This window comes from Micromonospora sp. NPDC047762 (assembly GCF_043204655.1).
Classification (GTDB): domain Bacteria; phylum Actinomycetota; class Actinomycetes; order Mycobacteriales; family Micromonosporaceae; genus Micromonospora.
In genome coordinates, this window is the sequence record NZ_JBIDCQ010000005.1 from 14,130 (window position 1) to 36,827 (window position 22,698).

Annotated in this window: 19 protein-coding genes and 1 pseudogene; 7 read left to right on the top strand and 13 right to left on the bottom strand. The window is 71.8% G+C overall.

Translation table 11 applies throughout. From position 1 onward, the window contains the following. Positions 1-37: 37 nt before the first annotated feature. From ACGF3C_RS17095 to ACGF3C_RS17110, 4 genes are read right to left on the bottom strand one after another with little or no spacing between them, the layout of a single operon-like run. A complete protein-coding gene (locus ACGF3C_RS17095) occupies positions 38-1,249 on the bottom strand; it encodes an ABC transporter permease (protein ID WP_357224043.1) in 1,212 nt (403 codons plus the stop codon). Continuing rightward, on the bottom strand, positions 1,246-1,935 hold the full coding sequence (locus ACGF3C_RS17100) for an ABC transporter ATP-binding protein (protein ID WP_393223608.1): 690 nt from the start codon (positions 1,933-1,935) through the stop codon (positions 1,246-1,248). The genes ACGF3C_RS17095 and ACGF3C_RS17100 overlap by 4 nt, the downstream gene beginning before the upstream one ends. Continuing rightward, entirely contained in the window at positions 1,935-3,074 is a 1,140-nt protein-coding gene (locus ACGF3C_RS17105) for a hypothetical protein (protein ID WP_357224046.1), read from the bottom strand. Before ACGF3C_RS17105 ends, ACGF3C_RS17100 begins: the two co-directional genes overlap by 1 nt. Then, the gene (locus tag ACGF3C_RS17110; RefSeq protein ID WP_393222919.1) at positions 3,061-3,675 is read right to left on the bottom strand and encodes a hypothetical protein; all 615 of its coding nucleotides are present in this window, start codon (positions 3,673-3,675) and stop codon (positions 3,061-3,063) included. The genes ACGF3C_RS17105 and ACGF3C_RS17110 overlap by 14 nt, the downstream gene beginning before the upstream one ends. 113 nt (positions 3,676-3,788) lie before the next feature. Between ACGF3C_RS17110 and ACGF3C_RS17115 the strand changes: the two genes are divergently transcribed. From ACGF3C_RS17115 to ACGF3C_RS17125, 3 genes are all read left to right on the top strand, one after another. Continuing rightward, positions 3,789-4,484: a response regulator transcription factor gene (locus ACGF3C_RS17115; RefSeq protein ID WP_355005218.1), complete on the top strand. Its 696-nt coding sequence runs from the start codon at positions 3,789-3,791 to the stop codon at positions 4,482-4,484. Further along, a complete protein-coding gene (locus tag ACGF3C_RS17120) occupies positions 4,474-6,360 on the top strand; it encodes a HAMP domain-containing sensor histidine kinase (RefSeq protein ID WP_357224052.1) in 1,887 nt (628 codons plus the stop codon). Before ACGF3C_RS17115 ends, ACGF3C_RS17120 begins: the two co-directional genes overlap by 11 nt. Positions 6,361-6,506: 146 nt before the next feature. Continuing rightward, positions 6,507-8,102 (top strand): phytoene desaturase family protein, encoded by a 1,596-nt coding sequence (locus ACGF3C_RS17125; RefSeq protein WP_393222924.1) that lies wholly within the window; start codon positions 6,507-6,509, stop codon positions 8,100-8,102. A 97-nt stretch (positions 8,103-8,199) separates the two neighbouring features. Here ACGF3C_RS17125 and ACGF3C_RS17130 read toward each other — a convergent pair whose 3' ends face one another. After that, the gene (locus tag ACGF3C_RS17130) at positions 8,200-9,780 is read right to left on the bottom strand and encodes a Rieske 2Fe-2S domain-containing protein (RefSeq protein WP_393222927.1); all 1,581 of its coding nucleotides are present in this window, start codon (positions 9,778-9,780) and stop codon (positions 8,200-8,202) included. A 198-nt stretch (positions 9,781-9,978) separates the two neighbouring features. On the opposite strand from ACGF3C_RS17130, the gene ACGF3C_RS17135 reads away from it, so the two are divergent. Then, complete coding sequence (locus tag ACGF3C_RS17135) at positions 9,979-10,200, top strand: DUF2631 domain-containing protein (protein ID WP_036412111.1); 222 nt, start codon at positions 9,979-9,981, stop codon at positions 10,198-10,200. Positions 10,201-10,287: 87 nt separating this feature from the next. On the opposite strand, the gene ACGF3C_RS17140 is transcribed toward ACGF3C_RS17135, so the two are convergent. The 8 genes and pseudogenes from ACGF3C_RS17140 to ACGF3C_RS17175 form a co-directional block, all read right to left on the bottom strand. Beyond that, entirely contained in the window at positions 10,288-11,454 is a 1,167-nt protein-coding gene (locus ACGF3C_RS17140) for a DivIVA domain-containing protein (RefSeq protein ID WP_393222930.1), read from the bottom strand. A 31-nt stretch (positions 11,455-11,485) separates the two neighbouring features. Continuing rightward, positions 11,486-12,643, bottom strand: coding sequence for a 23S rRNA (adenine(2503)-C(2))-methyltransferase RlmN (gene rlmN, locus ACGF3C_RS17145; protein ID WP_091400305.1), 1,158 nt, complete (start codon positions 12,641-12,643; stop codon positions 11,486-11,488). Positions 12,644-12,747: 104 nt separating this feature from the next. Then, positions 12,748-14,142 carry a phosphatidate cytidylyltransferase gene (locus ACGF3C_RS17150; protein WP_357224061.1) on the bottom strand — a complete coding sequence of 465 codons (1,395 nt, stop codon included), beginning with the start codon at positions 14,140-14,142 and terminating at the stop codon, positions 12,748-12,750. A 311-nt stretch (positions 14,143-14,453) separates the two neighbouring features. Then, on the bottom strand, positions 14,454-15,011 hold the full coding sequence (gene frr / locus ACGF3C_RS17155; RefSeq protein WP_088946658.1) for a ribosome recycling factor: 558 nt from the start codon (positions 15,009-15,011) through the stop codon (positions 14,454-14,456). A gap of 83 nt (positions 15,012-15,094) precedes the next feature. Beyond that, a complete protein-coding gene (pyrH, locus tag ACGF3C_RS17160; protein WP_030487501.1) occupies positions 15,095-15,862 on the bottom strand; it encodes a UMP kinase in 768 nt (255 codons plus the stop codon). 161 nt (positions 15,863-16,023) lie between these two features. Further along, complete coding sequence (gene tsf / locus ACGF3C_RS17165; RefSeq protein ID WP_091400300.1) at positions 16,024-16,851, bottom strand: translation elongation factor Ts; 828 nt, start codon at positions 16,849-16,851, stop codon at positions 16,024-16,026. Between the two features lie 134 nt (positions 16,852-16,985). Beyond that, on the bottom strand, positions 16,986-17,885 hold the full coding sequence (gene rpsB, locus ACGF3C_RS17170; protein WP_357205559.1) for a 30S ribosomal protein S2: 900 nt from the start codon (positions 17,883-17,885) through the stop codon (positions 16,986-16,988). 275 nt (positions 17,886-18,160) lie between these two features. Then, positions 18,161-19,262 (bottom strand): annotated as a pseudogene (locus ACGF3C_RS17175) (hypothetical protein). A 166-nt stretch (positions 19,263-19,428) separates the two neighbouring features. Between ACGF3C_RS17175 and ACGF3C_RS17180 the strand changes: the two are divergent. From ACGF3C_RS17180 to dprA, 3 genes are read left to right on the top strand one after another with little or no spacing between them, the layout of a single operon-like run. Further along, positions 19,429-19,788 carry a YraN family protein gene (locus tag ACGF3C_RS17180; RefSeq protein ID WP_355005226.1) on the top strand — a complete coding sequence of 120 codons (360 nt, stop codon included), beginning with the start codon at positions 19,429-19,431 and terminating at the stop codon, positions 19,786-19,788. A gap of 30 nt (positions 19,789-19,818) precedes the next feature. Next, the gene (locus tag ACGF3C_RS17185) at positions 19,819-21,339 is read left to right on the top strand and encodes a YifB family Mg chelatase-like AAA ATPase (RefSeq protein ID WP_393222937.1); all 1,521 of its coding nucleotides are present in this window, start codon (positions 19,819-19,821) and stop codon (positions 21,337-21,339) included. Beyond that, positions 21,336-22,553, top strand: a complete 1,218-nt coding sequence (gene dprA / locus ACGF3C_RS17190; protein ID WP_357226446.1) for a DNA-processing protein DprA — start codon at positions 21,336-21,338, stop codon at positions 22,551-22,553. The genes ACGF3C_RS17185 and dprA overlap by 4 nt, the downstream gene beginning before the upstream one ends. Positions 22,554-22,698 lie beyond the last annotated feature (145 nt).

Here is a 22,698-nt window from a genome sequence, read left to right on the forward strand (position 1 = left end):
GATCAACCAAGGGGGTCACCGCAGCGGGGGCCGGTCGTCAGGGGGTTGATAGGGCTTCGGTGGGGGTTTGGCGGGCGGCTCGGATCGACGGGTAGACGCCGGCCACCACGCCTACCAGGAGGGCGGCGGTCACTCCGCCGAGCACAGCGGGCAGTGGGATGGTGGGCGGCCAGCCCTGGTAGCTGGCGTAGCCGACAGTGGCGAGCACCCCCAGGGCGGCCCCGGCGGCACCGCCGAGCACGCTGAGCAGCACCGACTCGGTGAGGAACTGCACCCGGATCTGGCCGCGGTTCGCGCCGAGCGCCCGGCGCAGGCCGATCTCCCGACGTCGCTCCAGCACCGAGATGACCATCGTGTTGGCCACGCCGATGCCGCCGACCAGCAGGGCCACCGCCGCCAACCCGAGGAACAGCGCGGAGAAGCTGTCCTCGGTGGCCCGTTTCGCGGCGAGCGCGTCGGAGGGGCGGCTGACCTGGACCAGCCCGGGCAACTGCGGGTTGAGGGTGGCCGGCAGCACGGCACGGACGTCCTCCAACGCGTCCTCCCTGGCCCGCAGGTAGACGACGGTGGGGTGACCGTCGAAGCCGAGCATGGCCCTGGCGGCGTCCCACCCGACCAGCACCGAACGGTCGAGATCCGGGGAGAGCGGCAACGGGTCCAGGATGCCGATCACCGTGAACCAGCGCTCGCCGATGAACACCTGGGGTGGTTGTCGCGGGTCCACACTGGCGAAGCCGAGCCGGCTCGCCGCGACGTAGCCGAGGACGGCGGTCGGAAGCCGGGCCGACCCGTCGTCGAGGGGCCGACCGCTGCGGACCCGGCCGTTGACGGTCCCCAACAGGTCCGGCCGGGACGCGAGCACGGTGAGCCCGGACGTGTCGTACCGGTCCAGCAGGTCGTTGCGGCGCACGGCGGTGTGGGTGTTCGCGACCGCGCTCGCCGCGTGGACCGGCCCGATCCGCGCCGCCATGGCGGCGGCGTCCTCGGGCAGGAGGACGGGCGGGTTCTGATCGGGCACGGGTTCGGCCCGCAGCAGGTTGGTGCCGAGGGCGGAGAGCTGCTCCATCAGGTCGCGCTGGCTGGACGCGGGGATACCCACCACGACGACCAGCGTGGCGATGCCGATGGAGATGCCCAGGGCGGAGAGGACCGCCCGCATCCGGCGGGTGGTCAGGCCGAGCAGACCGAGCCGGAGTACGTCGGTCGGGGCGAGCCGGGTCGACCGGGTGCCACCCGGGGACGCGCTCACGCCCCGCTCCCGGCGACGGTGTCGGCGACGATCCGGCCGTCGCGGATCTCCACCTGTCGAGGCGTACGGGCGGCGAGATCGCGGTCGTGGGTGATCACGGCGATGGTGGTGCCCTCCGCGTTGAGGTCGGTGAGCAGGGCAAGAACCGCCTCCCCGTTCGCCGTGTCGAGGGCGCCGGTCGGCTCGTCGGCCAGCACCAGCGCCGGCTCGTTGACGAGCGCCCGAGCTATCGCCACCCGCTGCCGCTCCCCGCCGGAGAGCTGCTGCGGCAGGTGGTTCACCCGGTGCGCCAGGCCGACCCGGGCCAACGCCTCGATCGCGGTACGGCGACGGCGACGACGGGGCACCCCGGCGTAGAGCAGGCCGGTGGCGACGTTCTCGGCGGCATCCAGCCCGTCGCTGAGGTGGAACTGCTGGAAGACGAAACCGAGCCAGCGGCCCCGCAGCGCGGAGAGCCGACGGTCGGACAGCGCGGTGACCTCCTGCCCGGCGACGCGTACCCGACCGCTGGACGGCAGGTCGAGGGTGCCCATGATGTTCAGCAGCGTGGACTTGCCGGACCCGGACGGCCCGACGATGGCGAGCATCTCGCCGGCGCGCACGGTCAGTGAGACGTCGTCCAGTGCGGTCACCCCGCCGGGGTACGTCCTGCTGACTCCCTCGACGTTCAGCACCGCTTCGGCGATCACGATGCCGTCACCACGTCGAGGCCCTCGGTCACACCGGTGCCGCTGACCTCGACCAGGCCCCGGGCGAACATCCCGGTCTCCACTGCCACCAGCGCGCCGTCGGGCAGTTGCAGCGCATGCCCACCCTCGCGGAGCGCCACGAGCGCGCCGACCGGCACCGCGAGTACGCCCTTGTGGACGGCGGTGGTGAAGCGGACCTGGACCGTGGCCGCGTCCAGCTTGGCCACGTCCGCCGCCCGGGTCGGTGCGACGAGGACGTCCACGGTGGGCGGGCTGCCCTGCCCGGTGCCGCCGTCCGACCCCCCGCCGCGCACCGTCTGCGAGATCGAGGCGACCTTTGCCGGGATCTCGGAGCTGTCCGGCAGGGCGACGACCACGGCGGCGCCCACCGTGATGGCGCCGACGTCGGTGGCCCCGACCGGCACAGTGACCAGCTTGACCTTCTCGGTGACGGCCAGCAGCTCACCGGCGACCGGGTCACCGGGCAGCGCCTTCACCGCGCTGATTCGGGCCGGCCCGGTCAGCACCGCGACCTGCCCGACCCCGATCGTGCCGGTGGGGTCCAGACCGAGGGCCTGCTGCCACTTCTTGATCGCGCCGACGAGGCTCTTGGTGAGCAGGGCCTGACCCGTGCCGATCTTCGTGCCGTCGGTGGCCCGGGACGGCTGCGAGCCGGTGTGGTAGCCCAGCGTCTTCAGGTTGTCCGACACGATCCGTACGTCGCTGCCCACCAGACCCGGCTTGTCGAGCGTGCGAAAGAGCGGCGTCCCGCCGAACAGCACCGGCACCGGTCTGTCGTTGACCCAGTAGAGCGGCTTACCCCGGGCCACCGTGTCGCCCACCCTCGGCAGCCGGGTGACAACGCCCTCCCCGGCACCCTTCACCAACCGCTCCGGGCCGAAGCCGAGCGTGCCGTTGAGCGAGCGGCTGTCCGACAGGTCGGCCCGGGTCACTGTCGTCGTGGTGACCGGCGGCGGTGCGCTCGCGACATCACCGCCGGGGTGGCGCCGCAGAGCCAGCGCACCGACGCCGGCAGCGACGGCGACGGCGACCACCAGGGTCACCGCCGCCACCACGATCGCGGTACGCCGGGTCGTCCGCCGGCCAGGATCATCGGTCGGGTTACTTCTTGGCACCGAAGATCTCCATCGTGCATTCCCGCTCGACCTTGTCCATCGCGGGACCCTCAAGTCCGTTGGTCGGGTCGGCGACGCCGTCGTCGTAGGTCCAGCCGGAGCCGTCCGGCAGTGAGTGGATCTTCAGCCCGCGCCCGCGCAGGCACTGGACGTAGTCGTTCCACTGGCTCACGTAGTTCGGGTTCTTCTCCGGGTCCAGCTCCGGCGGCTGGAGCGGCAGCTTGTTCGCGCACGCCACGTACGCCGCCTTCGGCTCCCCGCTCTGGTCCAGCGACAGGCCCGTGCCGTCCCCCACCGGGCCCGGTTGTGACCGGCCGTCGTTCAGCTTCACGCCGTTGTCGTGCAGGCAGATGTTGTACGTCCCCCAGAGCCGCTCCTCCTCCTCGTCGGTCATGTCCAGGCGTAGCTGCGGCCGACCATTGGTGGCACCACCGGCCGGGGTGGCGCTCGCCGGGGCGGACGGGGTGACGAGCGACGCGACGTCGCCGCTGGCGGTGTCCTTGTCGGCGCTGGACGCACCGCCGCCGCAGCCGGTGAGGGCGACGACGAGCACGACGACCGCGGCGAGCCCGGCCGCGACCCGATGGGTTGAGTTGGTCATGGCGTGCAGCTTCACGCCCGGGTGTCAGAGACCTGTAAGGAAGCGGTCGTCATCCGATAGCCCCAGCTCAGCGGCCCTGCTGGAACCGGTCTGGGCCACGTACAGTCGCTGCCGTGTGTGCGTACGTGCTGGTAGCCGAGGACGACCAGAAGCAGGCGGAGTTGGCGCGCCGGTATCTGGAACGCGAGGGGCACGAGGTGACTGTGGTGGCCGACGGGCGGGCCGCCCTGGAGCAGATCCGTCAACGGCCCCCGGCGCTGCTCGTCCTCGACGTGATGATGCCGAAGGTCGACGGCCTGGACGTGTGTCGCATCCTGCGCCGGGAGTCCGACCTGCCGGTACTCATGCTGACCGCCAGGTCGACCGAGGACGACCTGCTGCTCGGCCTCGACCTGGGCGCCGACGACTACATGACCAAGCCGTACAGCCCCCGCGAACTGGTCGCCCGGGCCCGTAGCCTGCTGCGCCGGGGCCAACGGACGCCGGCGGACCCGGTGCTGCGGGTCGGCGCCGTGCACGTCGACCCCGTACGCCACGAGGTACGCAGCGACGGACGCCTCGTCGACTGCACACCCGGTGAGTTCCAGCTGCTCCAGGCGATGGCCGCCCAGCCCTCCCGGGCGTTCACCCGGGATCAGCTCCTGGGCTACCTGCACGGGTTCGACAGGTACATCACCAACCGGACCGTCGACGTGCACGTGATGAACCTCCGCCGGAAGATCGAGCCGAACCCGCGCAAGCCCGCCCGCTTGGTGACCGTGTACGGCATCGGATACAAGCTCGTCGAAGAGTCACCCCGTGTCGGGTGAGGTCCCGCTGCGCCGCAGCCTGCTGCTCCGACTGCTGGCGCTGGCCGTCCTCATCGCCATCGGCTCGATCGCGGCGACCGCGTGGCTGGCCGTCCGCACCACCACCGGAGCGATCCGGCAGGAGCAGGGGCAGGCGCTCGCCGACGACGCCCGCATCTACGACACAGTGCTCGCGTACGCGGCGACCCACCCGAGCTGGGACGGAGTCGACGCGGCCCTTCGGCCGCTCGCCCAGGACGTCGGCCGACGGATCGCCCTGACCACCGAGACCGGTGCGCTGATCGCGGACTCGGCCCCCGGCGCGGGCCCCTTGCCGACGACGTCGTCCGCGACCGTCGACGCGCTCGCCGTCGACACCGCCCTGACACCCGGCACCACACTGCCGGGCGGCGGTGACGGCGGCACCACCCTGCCGAGGGGCAGCGGTGACGGCGGCACCGGCCGCATCGACCCGCGCACCACCGGGCCGTACCTGCTCCCGCCCGAGGAGCGCGCCGCGCTGCGCGACAAGGCGGCCCGGGCGGCCCAGTGTCTGCGGCTCCGGGCGCAGATCGACGCCACCGTCGTGGACGGGCCCACCGGCCGCCCCCGCCTCGACACCCCCGGCACCGACCTCGCCGACAGTGCCGCCTGCGCTCAGCTGAGAGAAGAACTCGCGGCCCGTACGGCCACCGAGGGCAAGGCGCTCGCCCAGCTCAACGCCCTGGTGAACACCTGCCTGGCGCGGCGGCGCCTGCCCGCCGTGCAGGTGGACCTGAACTGGACCTGGACGAGGCAGCCGGCGGCCAGCGCACCCGACTCCCGCAGCGCGGCCGGCGTCGACCAGGAGCACAACCGGGCGGTCAGCGCCTGCGTCGGCACCAGTCGACGCGAACAGCTCCTCCCGTACGTCGCCCCGGCCGCGACCCTCTTCGTCACCGACCCGGGCGGTCGCCCCTCGACCACCTTCGACCTCTCCCCCGCCAACCAGACCCGCATCGTCGCGGTCGCCGGACTCGTCCTGCTGGTGACGATCGGCTTCACCGTCCTCGCCGGCATCCGGCTGACCCGTCCGCTGCACGCGCTGACCGGGGCCGCCCAACGGATGCGCGACGGCGACGGCGCCGCCCGGGTCCGGGTGACCGGCCGCGACGAGATCGCCCGGCTGGCCGAGGCCTTCAACGACATGGCCGAACGGCGGGAACGGCTGGAGCAGCTACGCCGGGCCATGGTCAGCGACATCGCCCACGAGATGCGGACGCCGGTGAGCAACATCCGGGGTTGGCTCGAAGCGGTCGAGGACGGCGTCGCGGCCCCCGACCGCCGGCTGCTCTCCTCACTGCTGGAGGAGGCGACACTGCTCCAGCATGTGATCACCGACCTGCAGGACCTGGCCGAGGCCGACGCGGGCGCGCTGCGGCTGCACCGTGAACAGGTCTACCTCACCGACCTGCTCGCCCAGGTCGCGGAGGCGCACCGGGCCCAGGCCGACCGGGTCGGCGTCACCATCACGGTACGCACCGAGGCCGACCCGCAGGTGGACGCCGACCCGGTCCGACTCCGCCAGGCCGTCGGCAACCTGGTGGCCAACGCGGTACGGCACACCCCGTCGGGCGGGCACGTGACGATCAGCGCCGGTGCGACCGACGCCGAGGTCACCATCTCGGTGACCGACACCGGCAGCGGTATCAGCGCCGAGGACCTGCCCCGGGTCTTCGACCGCTTCTGGCGGGCCGAGAAGTCCCGGAGCCGGCAGACCGGCGGCAGCGGCCTGGGTCTCGCCATCGTGCGCAAGCTCACCGAGGCCCACGGCGGCACAGTGCGCGCCACCAGCACCCCCACCCAAGGCTCCACCTTCACCCTCCACCTCCCCCACCCGGCCCGCCGGCCTGGTTGATCATGAAGTTGTTGCCACTCGGCGCGGCGTGTCGCGGCAATAACTTCATGATCAACGGGACGACGGGGTGGGGGTGGGTGGGTGGGGGTGGGTGGGTGGGTGGAAGGGGTGACCTGGGGTGTTGGGGCGGACTAGGCTGCCGCGGCATGAGCAGTGAGATTCCGGCCCGCGCCGACGTCGTGATCATCGGTGCCGGGCACAACGGTCTGGTCTCCGCTGTCCTGCTGGCCCGGGCCGGCCTGGACGTCCTCGTGCTGGAGGCCGCCGACGTGATCGGTGGCGCGACCCGCACCGAGAACCCGTTCCCGAAGGTGCCGGGGCTGCGCCACTCCACCGGGTCGTACCTGCTCGGGCTGATGCCCCCGGAGCTGCTCGCCACGCTCGACGTACGGATCCCGGTGCTGCGCCGCGACCCGCACTACTTCCTCCCCACCCCGGGCGGCTTCGGCTCGCCGTACCTGCTCTTCGGCAGTGACACCGCCGCCACCCGGGCGCAGCTCGCCGAGTTCTTCTCCCCCGCCGACGTGGCCGCCGACGACGCCATGCAGGCCGAGCTGGCCGCGCTACGGGAAGACCTCGCCCCGGCCTGGCTGGCCGAGCCGCTGAGCGTCCAGGAGACCGCCGAGCGGCACGTCCGTCCGGCGCTGCGCCAGGTCTTCGTCGACCTCGTGCAGGGCTCGGTCGCCGACTACCTGGACCGGTTCGAGTTCCACTCGGAGCTGCTGGTCAGCATGTACGCGGTCACCGACGGCCTGTCCGGGCTCAACGCCGGCCCGGACGACCCCGGCACCGGCCACAACTTCCTCGTGCACAACATGTGCCGACTGCCCGGCTCCGGCGGCACCTGGATGATCGCCGAGGGTGGGATGGGCACCGTCTCCAGGACCTTCGCCGAGGCCGCGCGCGCCGCCGGAGCGACAATCCTGACCGGTACGCCGGTGCGCGCGGTGACCATGGACGGCGGCGCGGCGAGCGGAGTGGTGCTGGCCGACGGTCGGGAGGTCGCCGCCCGGGTGGTGCTCGGCGCGTGTGACCCGTACCGGCTGATGGACCTGTTGCCCGACGGCGCGCTCCCGGCGCGGCTCGGCGAACGGATGGCGGCGGTTCGTCGGTCCGGCACCACCCTCAAGCTCAACCTGGCGCTCACCGGGCTGCCGCGGTTCTCCTGCCTGCCGGACGGCACGCCGAGCCCGTTCGGCTCGACCATCCACCTGCTGCCAGGGTCGGCGTCGCTGGTCGGCGGGGCGGAGACCTCACCGATGACCGCGCTGCGCGCCATGTGGGCGGACGTGCAGGCCGGGCTGCTGCCGGCGGAGCCCACCATCGAGTGGTACCTGCACACCACTGTCGACCCGTCGCTCTCCGACGCCGCCGGGCACCACTCGTCGGCGCTCTTCGTCCAGTCCGTGCCCTACGAGTTGGCCGGCACCACCTGGGACGCGGAGCTGCCCGGCTACGTCGACCGGCTGCTCGGGATCGTCGAGCGGTACGCCCCCGGCACCGGCGAGCTGATCGCCGACGCGGTGCCGCTGCCGCCGCCCGGCATCGAGGAGCACTTCGGTATCACCGGCGGGCACATCCACCACGTCGACAACACCGTCTCGTTCACCGACCGGATGCCCTACGCCACCGGCGTCGACGGTGTGTACGCCGGCAGCGCCGGCTGCCACCCGGCCGGCAGCGTCATCGGCGCCGCCGGCCACAACGCCGCCCGCCGCATCCTCACCGACCTCGGCCGCTGACCGAACTCCGGCGATCTTGCACTTTTGGTCGCCGCTATGGGCGGTACGCCCTGCTTCGGCGCAACAGAAAGTGCAAGATCGCGGGTGGGGCGCGGGGTCAGATCACCGCTTCGCCGGCCGGGGCGGGGGTTTCCGCGTCCACCCGGTGGGCTCGCACCTTGTGGCCGACGCTGGTCAGGCAGCGGCCGCTGGGCAGGTCGAAGCGCCAGCCGTGCAACTGGCAGGTGAGCTGGTCACCGTCGACGATGCCGAAGCGGGTCAGGTCCGCCTTCAGGTGCGGGCACCGCCGCTGCACCACCCAGTCGCCCAACGTGATGTCCTCGGCGTCGGTGCTGCGCTCGTGCTCGTCGTACCAGCCCTCGGCGTACTGGAGCCTCTCCTCGGAGAGGCACTTGAAGAACGCGTAGACGAACTCGTTGTACTGGCCGATCCGGGCCGCCGAGAACCGGCAGGACAGGAAGAGCGAGTTGACCCAGTCCACCTCGTCGATGAAGAGCAGGTGCTCGATCAGCGACCGCTCGGTCCGGAACCGGTAGCGCACCTTCTCGTCCGCATACGGCCGGACCTCCTTACCGGGGAAGTCCACCACGATCGACTCGACACTCTCGCCGTCGTACCCCACCAGGTCGAAACGGACCGGGCCACCGACCCCCTTGGCCAGGTAGATCGACTCGTCGAGCAGCGGTTCGATCCGACGCTTCATCTCGCCGAGCACGTCCACCTCGGGGTGCCGCCAGGACGCCTTCTCCGCCTCGATGATCGGGCGCTTGCGCTCCCGCATCTCCTCCAGGTGCGCGACCTTGTTCGCGAAGAACTCCTGCACCGGCACGGGGTGGGTGGTGCTCGCGCCCTCGGTGGTGACCTCGGCGACGCTGCCCGGCAGCAGCACGATCCCGTTGGTGCCGCCGACCTTTGCGTACTCCGACAGGAAGACGGACTGGTCGGGGAAGATGTTGCCCTCGTCGCCGTGGATGTCGTTGAACTGCCACAGCGCGTCGTCGAGGAAGCACGGCGGGCCGGCGATCGGGAAGACGTGCGACGCCTTCAGGTCGTCGATGTACCGCCAGGTCCGGTCGAACTGCCGGTCACGCTTCTGCTTACCGAACGCGGTCTTCGCCGCCTGCGGAAGTTCGTAGACCATCGGGTACCAGATCGCACCGGAGAACTGGAGCAGGTGAGCGTGCACGTGCCCCAGCTCGGCGAAGACGCTCAGGTCGGTGGGGCGGGCGTCGTTCTGGTTGAGCAGCCGCACACCCTCGTACTCGACCCAGAGCGAGGAGTCGCCGATCGGCCCGTCGGTCGGGCTGGTCAACGCCTGAATCATGATCTTCAGGCCGCCGGGCAGCTCCACCACCTGCTCGTTGGGCGCCTTCAGGAACTTGGTGAAGCCCAGCGCCCGGAACTCGTCCTCCATCTCCGAGGTGGGGAACTCGGGGAGCAGGACCGTGGCGTCCTTCGAGATGAACTCGCGCAGGTGCTTCGCGTCGAAGTGGTCCCGGTGCAGGTGGGAGACGTACAGGTAGTCGACCTGACCCAGACTCTCCCAGTCCAGCAGTGAATTGTCGGGGAACGGAAACCACGACGCGAAGTAGGCCGGGTTGACCCACGGGTCGCAGAGGATGCTGCCCGCGGCCGTGTCGATCCGCATGCTGGCGTGCCCGGTTCCGGTCACTCGCACCGCACAGTCCCCCTCAAACAGACAATCAGGTGTACGCCAAACGCTACCGGAGCGAGTCTGACCGCCGCCCCGCGACGCCGGTAGTGCCATCCAGCCCGGGTGGGGCAGGGCCGATGGCCAGGAAACCCCCACCCCACCGCACCGCGTACGAGGCGTGCCAGACTAACCAAAGATCCGATCGCGAGGGAAGGACCGACAGTGGCAGGAAGCGAGCCGGTAACGTCGCCAGACCAGCACAAGCCCGGGCACCGCAAGGCCGGGCAGATCGGCGCCGTGCTGTCCGCACTGGCGCTGCTGGCGATGATCTGCGGCAACCACGAGGGCAGGGTCGAGGACATCTGGCTGATCGGCCTGGCCGCGCTGCTGCTGATCATCGTGATCGGCGACATCGTGTTGCGGCGCAGCGGTCTGCGCTCCTGACCCGACCCACCGCCGGACGACCGGCCGACGTACGCCGAGGGCCCGCCCCCACCTGGGGGACGGGCCCTCGTCCGTATCGCGTCGGGGTCAGCGCCCGAAGAGAATGTCCTGCACGTCCTTCAGCGCGGCGTCGACCTCGGCCTCGAAGTAGCCACCCGGCACCAGGCCGAACCGGAGCGTGTCCAGGTCCTTCGGGTCGACCGGCATCGGGTTGCGGCGCTGCATGCCACCGAGCAGGGTGTCGAAGAACCGGTCCACCTGGTCGGGGTCGTACCCGCTGCCGAACCGGCGCACCTGGAAGCTGCGACGAATCTGGTCGACCCGGTACAGGTCGCTGCCGGGCGGACCGGCCATCGGCGGGCCACCCATCGGCGGACCGGCCACCGCAGGCGGACCGGCCATCGGCGGCGGACCGGCCATCGGCGGGCCACCCATGCCCTGCTGCGGCAGCGGAGGCGGACCGGCCGGACCACGGCGCATGTCGCGCAGATCCCGCTCCGGCATCCGGATCTCGGCCGTCATGTCGGCGCGACCGTGCCGCCCGGCCTCGAAGCCGTCGAAGCGCGGCTCCTCCGGCGGCGGCGGATAACCGCCGGGCGCGCGCTGGTCGTCCTGGCCGTACCCGCCGCGCTGGTCATCCGGGCCGTAGCCACCGGGTGAGCGCTGGTCGTCCGGGGGGCCGTACCCGCTGGGGCCGGCGGGCAGGCCGCGCTGCGGCATGCCGTGGCCACCCATCGGGCCGGGGCCCATCGGGCCAACGGGACCCATCGGCGGGCCGGCCGGGCCACGTGGCGCGTCGTAACCACCGCCGCGGGGGGCGTCGTACCCACCGGCGAAGGCACCGGTCGGCTCGTCGTAGCGGCCGTAGGGCGGGCCGGGCTGCGCGGGCATCGGGCGGGGCGGCATCGGCTGCGGGACCATGCCCCGCTCATCACGCATCGGCGGACCCATCCGGTCCGGTGGGCCCATCCGGTCACCCATCCGGGGGTCGCCGCCGCGTCCGGCGCTGTTGCGCTCCTCCAGCTCGGCCAGCTGCCGCTCGACCCGGTCCAGGTGCAGGTCGACCTGCCACTCGTCGTAGCCGTTGAAGCGGACCCGGAAGACGACGTCATGAACCTCCTGGGAGGCCACCGGGGCACCGACCTGTCGGCCGTCGAGCGTCGCCTCGACCCGGTCGAGGAAGGCATCCACCTCGTCGACCTTGTATCCCCGGCGGAGCGCCTTGCGCCGGAAACGCTGACCCTGACTCGCCACTATGTCTCCTGGTCTCGTTCGCCACGCCCGGTCACGCCGGTGCCTCTCCGGCGCGGTCGGTGTTGGTGTCGTTGTCTTCGGCAGCGGCAAGCTGGCCACACGCGCCGTCGATCTCGCGACCTCGGGTGTCCCGAACTGTGGTGGACACCCCGGCGTCGCGCAACCGCCGGACGAACTCCCGCTCGACCGGCTTCGGGCTCGCGTCCCAGCGGCTGCCCGGCGTCGGATTGAGCGGAATGAGGTTCACGTGGGCCAACTTGCCGGCCAGCAGCCGCCCGAGCAGGTCGGCTCGCCACGGCTGGTCGTTCACGTCCTTGATCATCGCGTACTCGATCGACACGCGGCGGCCCGTCCGGGCGGCGTAGTCCCACGCTGCGTCCAGCACCTCGGCTACCTTCCAGCGCTGGTTTACCGGCACGAGTTCGTCGCGCAGATCATCATCGGGCGCGTGCAACGACAACGCAAGGGTCACTGAGAGGTCTTCGCTGGCCAGTCGGTGGATGGCCGGAACCAGGCCAACCGTGGAAACGGTGATGTGCCGCTGGGACAGGCCGAGCCCCTCCGGAGCCGGGCTGACCAGCCGACGGATCGCCGCGATCACCCGGTTGTAGTTGGCCAGCGGCTCGCCCATGCCCATGAAGACGACGCGCGACAACCTCGGCGGGGAACCCGCCACCACGCCGGAGGCCGCCACCCCGGCCATGTAGACCGCCTGGTCGACGATCTCCGCCGTCGACAGGTTGCGGGTGAGCCCGGCCTGACCGGTCGCGCAGAACGGACAGGCCATGCCGCAGCCCGCCTGGCTGGAGATGCAGACGGTCACCCGGTCCGGGTAACCCATCAGCACGCTCTCCACCAGCGCGCCGTCGTGCAGCCGCCAGAGCGCCTTGCGGGTCGCGCCGTCATCACAGGCCAGCTCGCGCACCGGGTTGAGCAACGTCGGCAGCAACTGGTCGGCCAGCCGCTCCCGGGTCGCCGCGGGCAGATCGGTCATCGCCTGCGGGTCGCGGACCAACCGCCCGAAGTAGTGGTTGGAGACCTGCTTGGCGCGGAAGGCCGGCTCACCCAGCCCGGTAACCAACGCCTGGCGACCGGCCAGGTCCAGGTCAGCGAGGTGCTGAGGGGGCATGGAGGCCCGGCGCGCGGCGGGGGCGACCGAGATGGCGGGGATCAAGGGCAGGCTCGTCATGGCTGGTCCAGTGTGTCACGCCGTCGGCGGCGGCTGCCGGTCCGGAGGTGTCGAACGGGCCGCGACCGCCGGAGCCGGATGACCGGGACGCCGTGATTCATACCTCAGCTCACCACCGGCACGAAAACCGCCAACAGCAGGTAGGCCGTCGGCACCGCGAACAGGATCGAGTCCAGCCGGTCCATCAGACCGCCGTGGCCGGGCAGCAGGTTGCTCATGTCCTTCACGCCGAGATCCCGCTTGATCATCGACTCGGCCAGGTCGCCGAGGACCGCCGCGCAGGAGACGGCCACCCCGAACAGCGCGCCCCACCAGGGAGCCACCTCGAACATCAGCCACAGCAGCAACGCCCCACCCAGGGCCGCCGCGGTGACCGAGCCGGCGAAGCCCTCCCAGGACTTCTTCGGGCTGATCGACGGGGCCATCGGGTGTTTGCCGAAGGAGACCCCGGCCGCGTACCCACCGGTGTCGGAGAGGACCACCCCGATCAGCGTGGCCAGGATGCGCAGATGCCCATCGTCGGGGGCCGCCGCCAGCAACGCCGCGAAACCGGCGAGGAACGGCACGTAGACGGCGATCAGGGTGGCCGCCGTGAGATCCCGCTGGAAACCGGCGGGCCCGTCACCCAACCGCCAGATCATTGTGCCCAGCACGGTGACCAGCAGCCCCAGGCTGAGCGCGTCCGGGCCGGCGTACCAGGCCAGACCCACCGTCAACACGCCGCCGGCGATCAGTGGCACCAGCGGCGGGTGCGCGCCGCTGCGTCGTACCGCGCGGGCCATCTCCCAGGTGCCGACGGCGACCGCGGCGGCGATCACCGGCAGGAAGGCCAACGGATAGAAGGCCAGCGGCACCACGATCAACGCGCCGAGGCCGAGCCCGACCCCGATCGCCGCGGGCAGGTTGCGCCCGGCCCGCCCGGTGCCCACCTGCTGCGTGGCCGGTCGGTCGAGGCTGGCCCGACGTCGCCCCTTCGACCGTCGACCGGTCGTCGGCTCCGGCTCGACGGTCGGCTCCGGATCCGGCCCGATCTCGGCCCCGATGGGCGCCAGCTGCGTGGTCGGGTAATCGGCGTCGTCGTCATGACGGAACGGCCCGTCGAACGGTCCCGGGCCGTTGTACCGGCCGGGCTCGTCGAAAGGCGGGAGGCCGCCGCGGGAGGGGGCACCGTCCGCACCGGCGGGCACGCGGTCGCCGTAACGGTCACCGCGACCCCGGTCGTCGTACCGGTCGGGCTGGTTGCGGTCGTCGACGTGCCGGTCACGGTCGTCGAAACGGTCGTCCGGGCGGACCGGGCGGCCACGCTCGTCGTACGGGTCCGCGGGCCAGGGTTCGGCGTACGGCCGGGCGTGCGGATCGGCGTACAGCTCAGGGCCGGCGGCCGGACGGCGGCTCCACTGGCCGGCCTCCAGCTCCTGCTCCGGCCAGGGCAGCGCCACCGGGCGCTCCGGCCGGTCCCAGCCGCGAGGCTCGCTGCCGTAGGGGTCGGGGTGGGACATCACGCACCGCGAAGCGGCACGAGAACCACCACATGACGCAAGACCACAAGCATCCCCTACACGTGCGATGTTCCTCCGATTGACCGCCCCGACGGTCGGTCGATCCCCGGTGTTCACCACCCGGTGGCCGGGAATCCTGCCGAGCCTACTGCACACGCCGGATCGGCACGGCGGACGAGGCACGCCCACCGACGCCACCCGGCGCCGCCGGCCCGCCGGCCAGCGACGCACACCCATCCGGTACGGCAGAGCTGACCCAGGAATGGAACGAGGCCCGTTCCCGACGTCGGGAACGGGCCTCGGAGCATGGGTCACACCTCGAGCAGCTCGGTTTCCTTGTGCTTCACCAGGTCGTCGATGCTGGCCACGTACCGCTGGGTCAGGTCGTCGAGTTCCTTCTCGGCGCGGCGGCCGTCGTCCTCGCCGGCCTCGCCGTCCTTGACGATCCGGTCCAGCTCCTCCTTGCCACGGCGGCGGACGTTGCGGATCGCCACCTTGGCCTCCTCGCCCTTGTGCCGAGCCACCTTGATCATGTCGCGGCGGCGTTCCTCGGTCATCTGCGGGAGCAGGATGCGCAGCTGGTTGCCCTCGTTGTTCGGGTTCACCCCGAGGTCAGAGTCGCGGATCGCCTTCTCCATCGCATTGATCTGCGAGTTGTCGTACGGCTTGATGATGGCCATCCGCGGCTCGGGAACCGCGATGGACGCCATCTGCGTCAGCGGCGTGGGCGTGCCGTAGTAGTCGATGATGACCTTGGAGAACATGGCGGCGTTGGCGCGACCGGTACGGATGGCGCCGAACTCCTCCTTGGCGTGCTCAACCGCACGCTCCATCTTCTCCTCGGCCTCGAGGAGGGTGTCGTCGATCACCGGTCTCCTCGCCTCCTTCTGTGCTCGTGGTGGGCTCTGCTGAAAGTCGTCAGACCGCTGTCGTCGTCGCCGGTGGGCGGGACTCAGGCGGTGATCAGGGTGCCGATCTTGTCGCCACCCACCGCGCGGATGATGGTGTCGTCACCCTGCGCGCCAAAGACCAGCATCGGCAGGCCGTTCTCCATGCAGAGGCTGAACGCCGCCGCGTCGGCCACCCGCAGGTTGCGGCGCAGCGCCTCGGAGAAGGTGATCGAGTCGAGCTTACTGGCGGTGGGGTCGATCCGCGGGTCGGCGGTGTAGACGCCGTCCACGCCGTTCTTGCTCATCAGCACCACGTCGGCCCGGATCTCCAGCGCCCGCTGGGCGGCCACCGTGTCCGTGGAGAAGTACGGCATCCCGGCGCCGGCGCCGAAGATGACCACGCGGCCCTTCTCCAGGTGCCGGATGGCCCGCAGCGGGATGTACGGCTCGGCGACCTGAGCCATCGTGATGGCGCTCTGCACCCGGGTCTCGATGCCCTCCTTCTCCAGGAAGTCCTGGAGCGCGAGGCAGTTCATCACAGTGCCGAGCATGCCCATGTAGTCGGCGCGGGCCCGGTCCATCCCACGCTTCTGCAGTTCCGCGCCGCGGAAGAAGTTGCCTCCGCCGACCACCACGGAGACCTGCACGCCGCGGCGGACCACTGTGGCGATCTGCCGGGCGATGGCCTGGACGACATCCGGGTCGACGCCGATCGCGCCGCCACCGAAGACCTCACCGGAGAGCTTCAGCACCACCCGGCGGGCGCGCCCCGGCGGCGGTGCCGTCGGATCGTCCAGCTCCAGCGTCCGGTCACTCACAACCTGCGTCATCCGCCCCGCCCTTCCCCACGCGCACGCCCCGTGCGGCGCGTACCGCGAACCTGCCGCTGCCGACCCTATGTGACGAGGAGGCCGCGGTGCCTGTCACGTACACCGGCGGCCTCCTCGTTGACGTCTTCTGCCCACGGGCGCGCGTGGCGCCCGGTGGCGGCTCAGGCCTGGCCGACCTCGAACCGCACGAAGCGGGTGACCTCGATGCCGGCCTCGGCCAGCAGCTGCTTCACCGACTTCTTGTTGTCGGAGACGGACGACTGCTCGATCAGGACGAAGTCCTTGAAGAAGGAGTTGACCCGACCCTCGATGATCTTCGGCAGGGCCGCCTCGGGCTTGTTCTCCTCGCGGGCGGTCTGCTCGGCGATGCGCCGCTCGGACTCGACGACCTCGGCCGGAACCTCGTCCCGGGTGAGGTACTTCGGCCGCATCGCGGCGATCTGCATCGCCACACCGCGGGCGTCGGCGTCGCCGGCCTCGTCGGTCTTGCCGGTGTACGACACCAGCACGCCGACGGCCGGAGGCAGGTCCTGGGCCTTGCGGTGCAGGTAGACGGCGGTGGTGCCCTCGACCCGGGCGAACCGGTTGAGCACCAGCTTCTCGCCGATCTTGGCGGACTGCTCCTGGATCAGGTCCGCGATGACCTTGCCGTCGAGCTCGGAGGCGAGCAGCTCCTCGGCGGAGTTCACGCCGGCGCGCTCACCGTGCTCGACCAGCTGCTGGCCCAGCGCGATGAACGACTCGGTCTTGGCGACGAAGTCGGTCTCGCAGTTGAGCTCGAGCAGCGCCTTGCCGGAGTGGGCGACCAGGCCGTTCGCGGCCGTACGGCCGGCCCGCTTGCCGACGTCCTTGGCGCCCTTGACGCGCAGGATCTCGACGGCCTTGTCGAAGTCGCCCTCGGCCTCGGTCAGCGCCTTCTTGCTGTCCATCATGCCGGCGCCGGTGAGGTCGCGGAGCTTCTTGACGTCCGCGGCGGTGATTTGGGACATGGCTCTCTCTTCGATGTTGAGACGGCGTGTGGATGGTCAGAGGTGCCGGTTACCCGGATCCGGGCCGATAGTGCCCGGCGTACCGTCGCTGCCCGCCGTCCGCGAAAACGGACGGCGGGGCAGCGACGGTGCGATCACTCCGCGGTGGCGGCCGCCGGCTGCTCGGTGGCGGCCTGCGCGGGCTGCTCCGGGGTGGCGGGCTGCTCGGTGGCGGCAGCGGCGGGCTGCTCGGCCGGGGCGGCCTCGTCGGCCTTCTTCGGCTCCAGCAGCTCGCGCTCCCACTCGGTCAGCGGCTCGTCGCTCGCGACACCCTCGGGCTTCTCGTCGTTGCCCCGGCGACGGCCGGAGCGCGCGATCAGACCATCCGCGACGGCGGCGGCGACGACCTTGGTCAGCAGCTCCGCCGAGCGGATCGCGTCGTCGTTACCCGGGATCGGGAAGTCGACCTCGTCCGGGTCACAGTTGGTGTCCAGCACCGCGATCACCGGGATTCCCAGCTTGCGGGCCTCGTCGACGGCGATGTGCTCCTTCTTGGTGTCGACGATCCACACCGCGGCGGGAAGCTTCTGCATGTCCCGCAGACCACCGAGGGTGCGGGTCAGCTTGATCTTCTCGCGGGAGAGCTGCAGGGTCTCCTTCTTGGTGTAACCGGCGGCGGTGCCGCTGAGGTCGCCCAGGCCCTCCAGCTCCTTCATCCGCTGAAGCCGCTTGTAAACGGTCTGGAAGTTGGTCAGCATGCCACCGAGCCAGCGGTGGTTGACGTACGGCTGGCCGACCCGGGTCGCCTGCTCGGCAATCGCCTCCTGGGCCTGCTTCTTGGTGCCGACGAACAGGATGCTGCCGCCCTCGGCGACGGTCCCACGCACGAACTCGTACGCCTTCTCGATGTACTCGAGGGTCTGGCGCAGGTCGATGATGTAGATGCCGTTGCGCTCGGTCATGATGAAGCGCTTCATCTTCGGGTTCCAGCGCCGGGTCTGGTGCCCGAAGTGGACACCGCTCTCCAGCAGCTGACGCATGGTCACGACGGCCATGGTTGGGGTACTCCTCAAGGTCCCTGGTTGTCACGCCCGGCCGGTGGCCGGGCGTCCTGGTGCCTGGTCGCCGACCCATGGTGGACCCGATCAAGATCGGGACCAGGGAGGCCGTCGCTCCACGACGATTCGTGAAGAGGGCACGCGAGGTCGACCGCACGAGGCGGTCGCCAGTTGGCCAGTGTACGCCCCTCACCCGTTCAGCCGCCCCGGGGTGCGCGTGGCGTGCTGCTCCGCCGCCCCACCGCTCTCTCGCGCGAGTTACGCGGGCCGGGTCAGCCGGCGGCGAGCGCGGCGGCCACGAAGAGCACCAGGCCGACGGTCAGGTAGGCCGTCGGTGGGCGCAGCCAGCCCCGACCGTTGTCGGCGAGCGCCAGACCTCCGGTTCGTAGCCCGTACAGCCCGGTCGCGAAGATCGGCAGTCCGGCAACCAGGGCGATACCCACCACCACGTTCCCGGCGTCCACCGGGTCGCCGGTCACGCCAGCGAACAGCACCCGCAACGCGGGGACTTCGAAGACCAACACCAACAGAGCGAAGAGTACGGCCAGCACCGGTCGCCTGGTCCGATAGACGCCGTCGGCGGCCGGCGGATACACCGGTGGCTCACCTGCGGGCAGGTCGGGTCGCGGGCCGATCCCGGGCATCGGCCCGGTCGGCATCTCCAGCGGGTGCGGCGTGTCGACGCCACCCCGGGTCGGCTCGATGATCGGGTACCCACCGAGCGGAGCGGGACGAGCCTGGTCAGCGAGCACGCCGGCCGGCGCTGTCGACGTGCTGTCGCGGGTGGTCTCCGGCACTGCGCTGGTCACCGGAGATCCCGTCGTGGTCGTCTCTCGGGCGGCCCTACGTCCGGGTAGCTCCCCGGAGGTCTCCGACGGGTCCCGGTCCGCCCGCCGCGACCGGGTGGCCCGGTAGGCGTCCGCCTCCGGCCGCGCCACACCCAACGGGTCGACCGCGCCGAAACGCCCCGAATCAGCCTCGCTCCCGCCGAACCGACCGGTCTGAGCGTCCAGGGCGCCAAAGCGACCCGAGTCCGATTCGGGCGTACCGAAGCGGCCCACGTCCACCGCGCTCAGGCGACCCGAATCCGACTCCGGCGTACCGAAGCGGCTCTCGTCGACGGCGCCGAAGCGTCCCGAGTCCGGCTCGCGGCGGCGGCCGACGCCGGTGTCCTCGACGGAGCGGCCGTCTTCAGCGCCACGCGGCTCGGGGATCTCACCGTCCCGGTAGCGCGGTTCGCCCGCGCCACGCCAATCCGACTCGCCGTAACCGCGACCCCGCTCGTCGGGGTACCAGCGCGACTCCTGATCTTCCGGGAAACTCCGTCGTCCGTCCACGTCAGGCACCGTATGCGACCGGCCACGCCCGCGCCATTTCAGCCCGGCCGAACGGGCCCTCGATCGTCGGGGCAGCGCGGACACGGGTGGGCCAGTAGCACAGCGCGGGCATGATCGTCCGACTGTCCACAGCACCCCTGTTGTCCACAGGTGGGCTGCTGCCGGGTCGCGGCGACCACCCTCCGGCGGGCACCGTGCCGGCCATGACGAAGCGGAACCAGGCGGTTGGCGCGTACGGCGAGCAATGTGCGGCCCGGCACCTGACCGAGGCGGGGCTGCGCCCGATCGCCCGGAACTGGCGCTGCCCGGCCGGGGAGATCGACATCATCGCGTGGGACGGGCCCGTGCTCGCCTTCTGCGAGGTGAAGACCCGCCGGGGTGAGGGCTTCGGCACCCCGGCCGAGGCGGTCGTACCGGCCAAGGCCCGCCGGCTGCGAGGGCTCGCCGCGCGGTGGCTGACCGAGACCGGGACGACCGCCGAGGAGGTGCGCTTCGACGTGCTGTCGGTGCGGCTGCCCGACGCCGGTCCGGCGCAGGTCGACCACCTCAAGGGCGCGTTCTGACATGCGTACCCGGAGGAACGGTGATGTGCCGTGAGCTACGCCAAGGTGCTCTGCGTGGGGTTGGTCGGCGTGACCGGACACCTCGTCGAGGTGGAGGCCGACCTGGCCGCCGGCCTGCCGGCGGTGGTGATCTCCGGGCTGCCGGACACCGCCCTGCACGAGGCCCGCGACCGGGTCCGCGCCGCCGTGGTCAACTCCGGCCAGCGCTGGCCCAACCGGCGGATCACCCTCAACCTGCTGCCCGCCACGCTGCCGAAGTTCGGGTCGGCCTTCGATCTGGCCATCGCCGCAGCGCTGCTGGGCGGCTCGGGTGAGTTGCCGCTGCTCCCGCTGGAGGGAGTGGTGGTCCTCGGCGAGCTGGGGCTCGACGGGACGGTCCGGCCGGTGCGCGGCGTACTCCCGATGGTCGCCGCCGCGGCCCAGGCCGGTGTCGCGCGGGTGATCGTCCCGGTCGGCAACGCCGCCGAGGCCGCCGTCATCCCCGGCGTACGGGTGCGAGCGGTGGACAACCTGCACCGGCTCGTCGCCTTCGTTCGGGACGGGACCCCGCTGATCGAACCACCGGCGGACATCCCGGAGCCGCTGACCGGTGGGCCGGATCTCGCCGACGTCGCCGGGCAGCAGCTGGGTCGGCGCGCCTTGGAGGTCGCCGCGGCCGGCGGGCACCACGTGGCACTGCTCGGCCCACCGGGGGCCGGCAAGACGATGCTCGCCGAACGGCTGCCGTCGATCCTGCCCGAGCTGGACGACGACGCGGCGCTGGAGGTCACCGCGCTGCACTCGGTCGCCGGGCTGCTGCCGCCGGGTGGTCGGCTGCTGCGTCGCCCGCCGTTCCAGGCGCCGCACCACACCGCGAGCATTCCGTCGCTGGTCGGGGGTGGCTCGGGGCTGGCCCGACCCGGCGCGGTGTCGCTGGCGCATCGCGGGGTGCTCTTCCTGGATGAGGCTCCCGAGTTCAGCAAGGGTGCGCTGGAGGCACTGCGCCAGCCGCTGGAGCACGGCCGCATCCAGCTGAGCCGCAGCGGGGGCGGCACCGTGTATCCGGCCCGGACCCAGCTGGTGCTGGCTGCCAATCCGTGTCCGTGCGCGAAACCGGCTGGCGACGCGCACTGCGAGTGTTCGCCGCTGGTTCGCCGCCGCTACCTGGGAAGGCTCTCCGGGCCGCTGCTCGACCGGATCGACGTCCAGGTACGGCTGATGCCGGTGCGGGCGGCCGAGCTGATGGCGACCGACGGCGGTGTCGAGCCCTCGGCGACGGTCGCCGCCCGGGTGGCGGCGGCCCGGCAGGCGGCGGCCAGCCGCTGGGCAGACCTCGGCCGACGGCTCAACGCCGAAGTGGAAGGGCCGCACCTGCGCCGGCCGCCGTGGCGGCTGCCGGCCCGGGTCACAGTGGAACTGCGGGGCCGGCTCGACTCCGGCTCGCTGTCGGCGCGCGGCTTCGACCGGGTGATCCGGATGGCCTGGACCATCGCCGATCTCGACGGTCGCGACCGACCTGACCAGGACGACGTCCGGGAGGCGCTTCAACTTCGGACGGGGGAGGCGACATGAGCGCCGAGGAGCAACGACGGCTGGCCCGGGTCGCCCTGACCTGGTTGGCGGAGCCGGGCACGCGCGCTGTGCATCACCTGGTCGAACGGCACGGTCCGGTGGAAACCCTGGAACTGCTGCTCGACGGGGGCAGTCCGGACGGCTGGCTGCACACCACTGTCGCCGCACGCTCGGCGGCCGGCGACGCGCGGGCAGTGGCCGCGGAGGCCCTGGAGCGGGCGGACCGACTGGGTGCCCGCCTGGTAACGCCGGACGACGAGGAGTGGCCGGCCCAGGTCGCCAGCCTGGCCGCGTTGCGGCTGCCGGACGTCAGCCGCCGGGTGGACGCTGAGACCGCCCCGCCGCTGTGCTTCTGGGTGCGCGGGAGCTGGCCGCTCGGCGAGGCTCTGGATCGTTCGGTGGCCGTGGTCGGGGCGCGGGCGGCCACCGGATACGGGCAGCACGTCGCGACCGAGCTGGGATACGGCTTGGCGGAGCGGGACTGGACAATCGTGTCCGGTGGCGCGTTCGGCATCGACGCCGCCGCCCACCGGGGCGCACTCACCGCTGGCGGTCTGACCGTCGCGGTGCTCGCCTGCGGGCTCGACCGTCCGTACCCGATGGGCAACGCCGCGCTCTTCGACCGGATCGCCGAGACGGGGCTGCTGGTCAGCGAGTGGCCGCCCGGTGCCGAGCCGCTGCGGCCCCGGTTCCTGATCCGCAACCGGGTGATCGCCGCAGGCACCCGGGGCACCGTCGTGGTGGAGGCGTCGGCGCGCAGTGGCGCGACGCAGACCGCGCGGCGAGCCGTCCACGTCAATCGGGTGGCCATGGTGGTGCCGGGGCCGGTGACCTCGGCGATGTCCGTCGGCGCGCACGAGTTCCTGCGCGAGTTCCCCGACAAGGTCCGGCTGGTCACCGGGGTGGCGCACGTGTTGGAGGAGGTGGGTCGGATCGGCGCGGACCTGGCCCCGCTGGCGCGTGGACCGCAGCGGGCCACCGACGCGTTGGACGACGACGCTCGGTCGCTGCTGGAGGCGCTTCCCCGCCGCGGCGCGATGGGCGTGGACCGACTCTCCGCGCGCGCCGGCGTCGACGTACGGACCGCATTGCGCAAGCTGTCTCTGCTGGAGGAACTGTCCATGGTGGTCCGTCGTGACGACGGCTACGCCATCGCCGCACCCGCCAGACAGCAGCGTGCGGCGGCGGAGATGTCCGGTCGGCCTGTTGCCTGAGCGGATGCGTCACCGCCACCCGGCCGGGATGCCCGTAACCGCTCGCGATCGGGGTCTCGGCCAGCCGATACTGCCGGTACCGTGCCCGGTCATGGGTGCAATCAAGCCGTGGCACGTAAGCGTGCTCTGCTGTCTCGCGGTGACC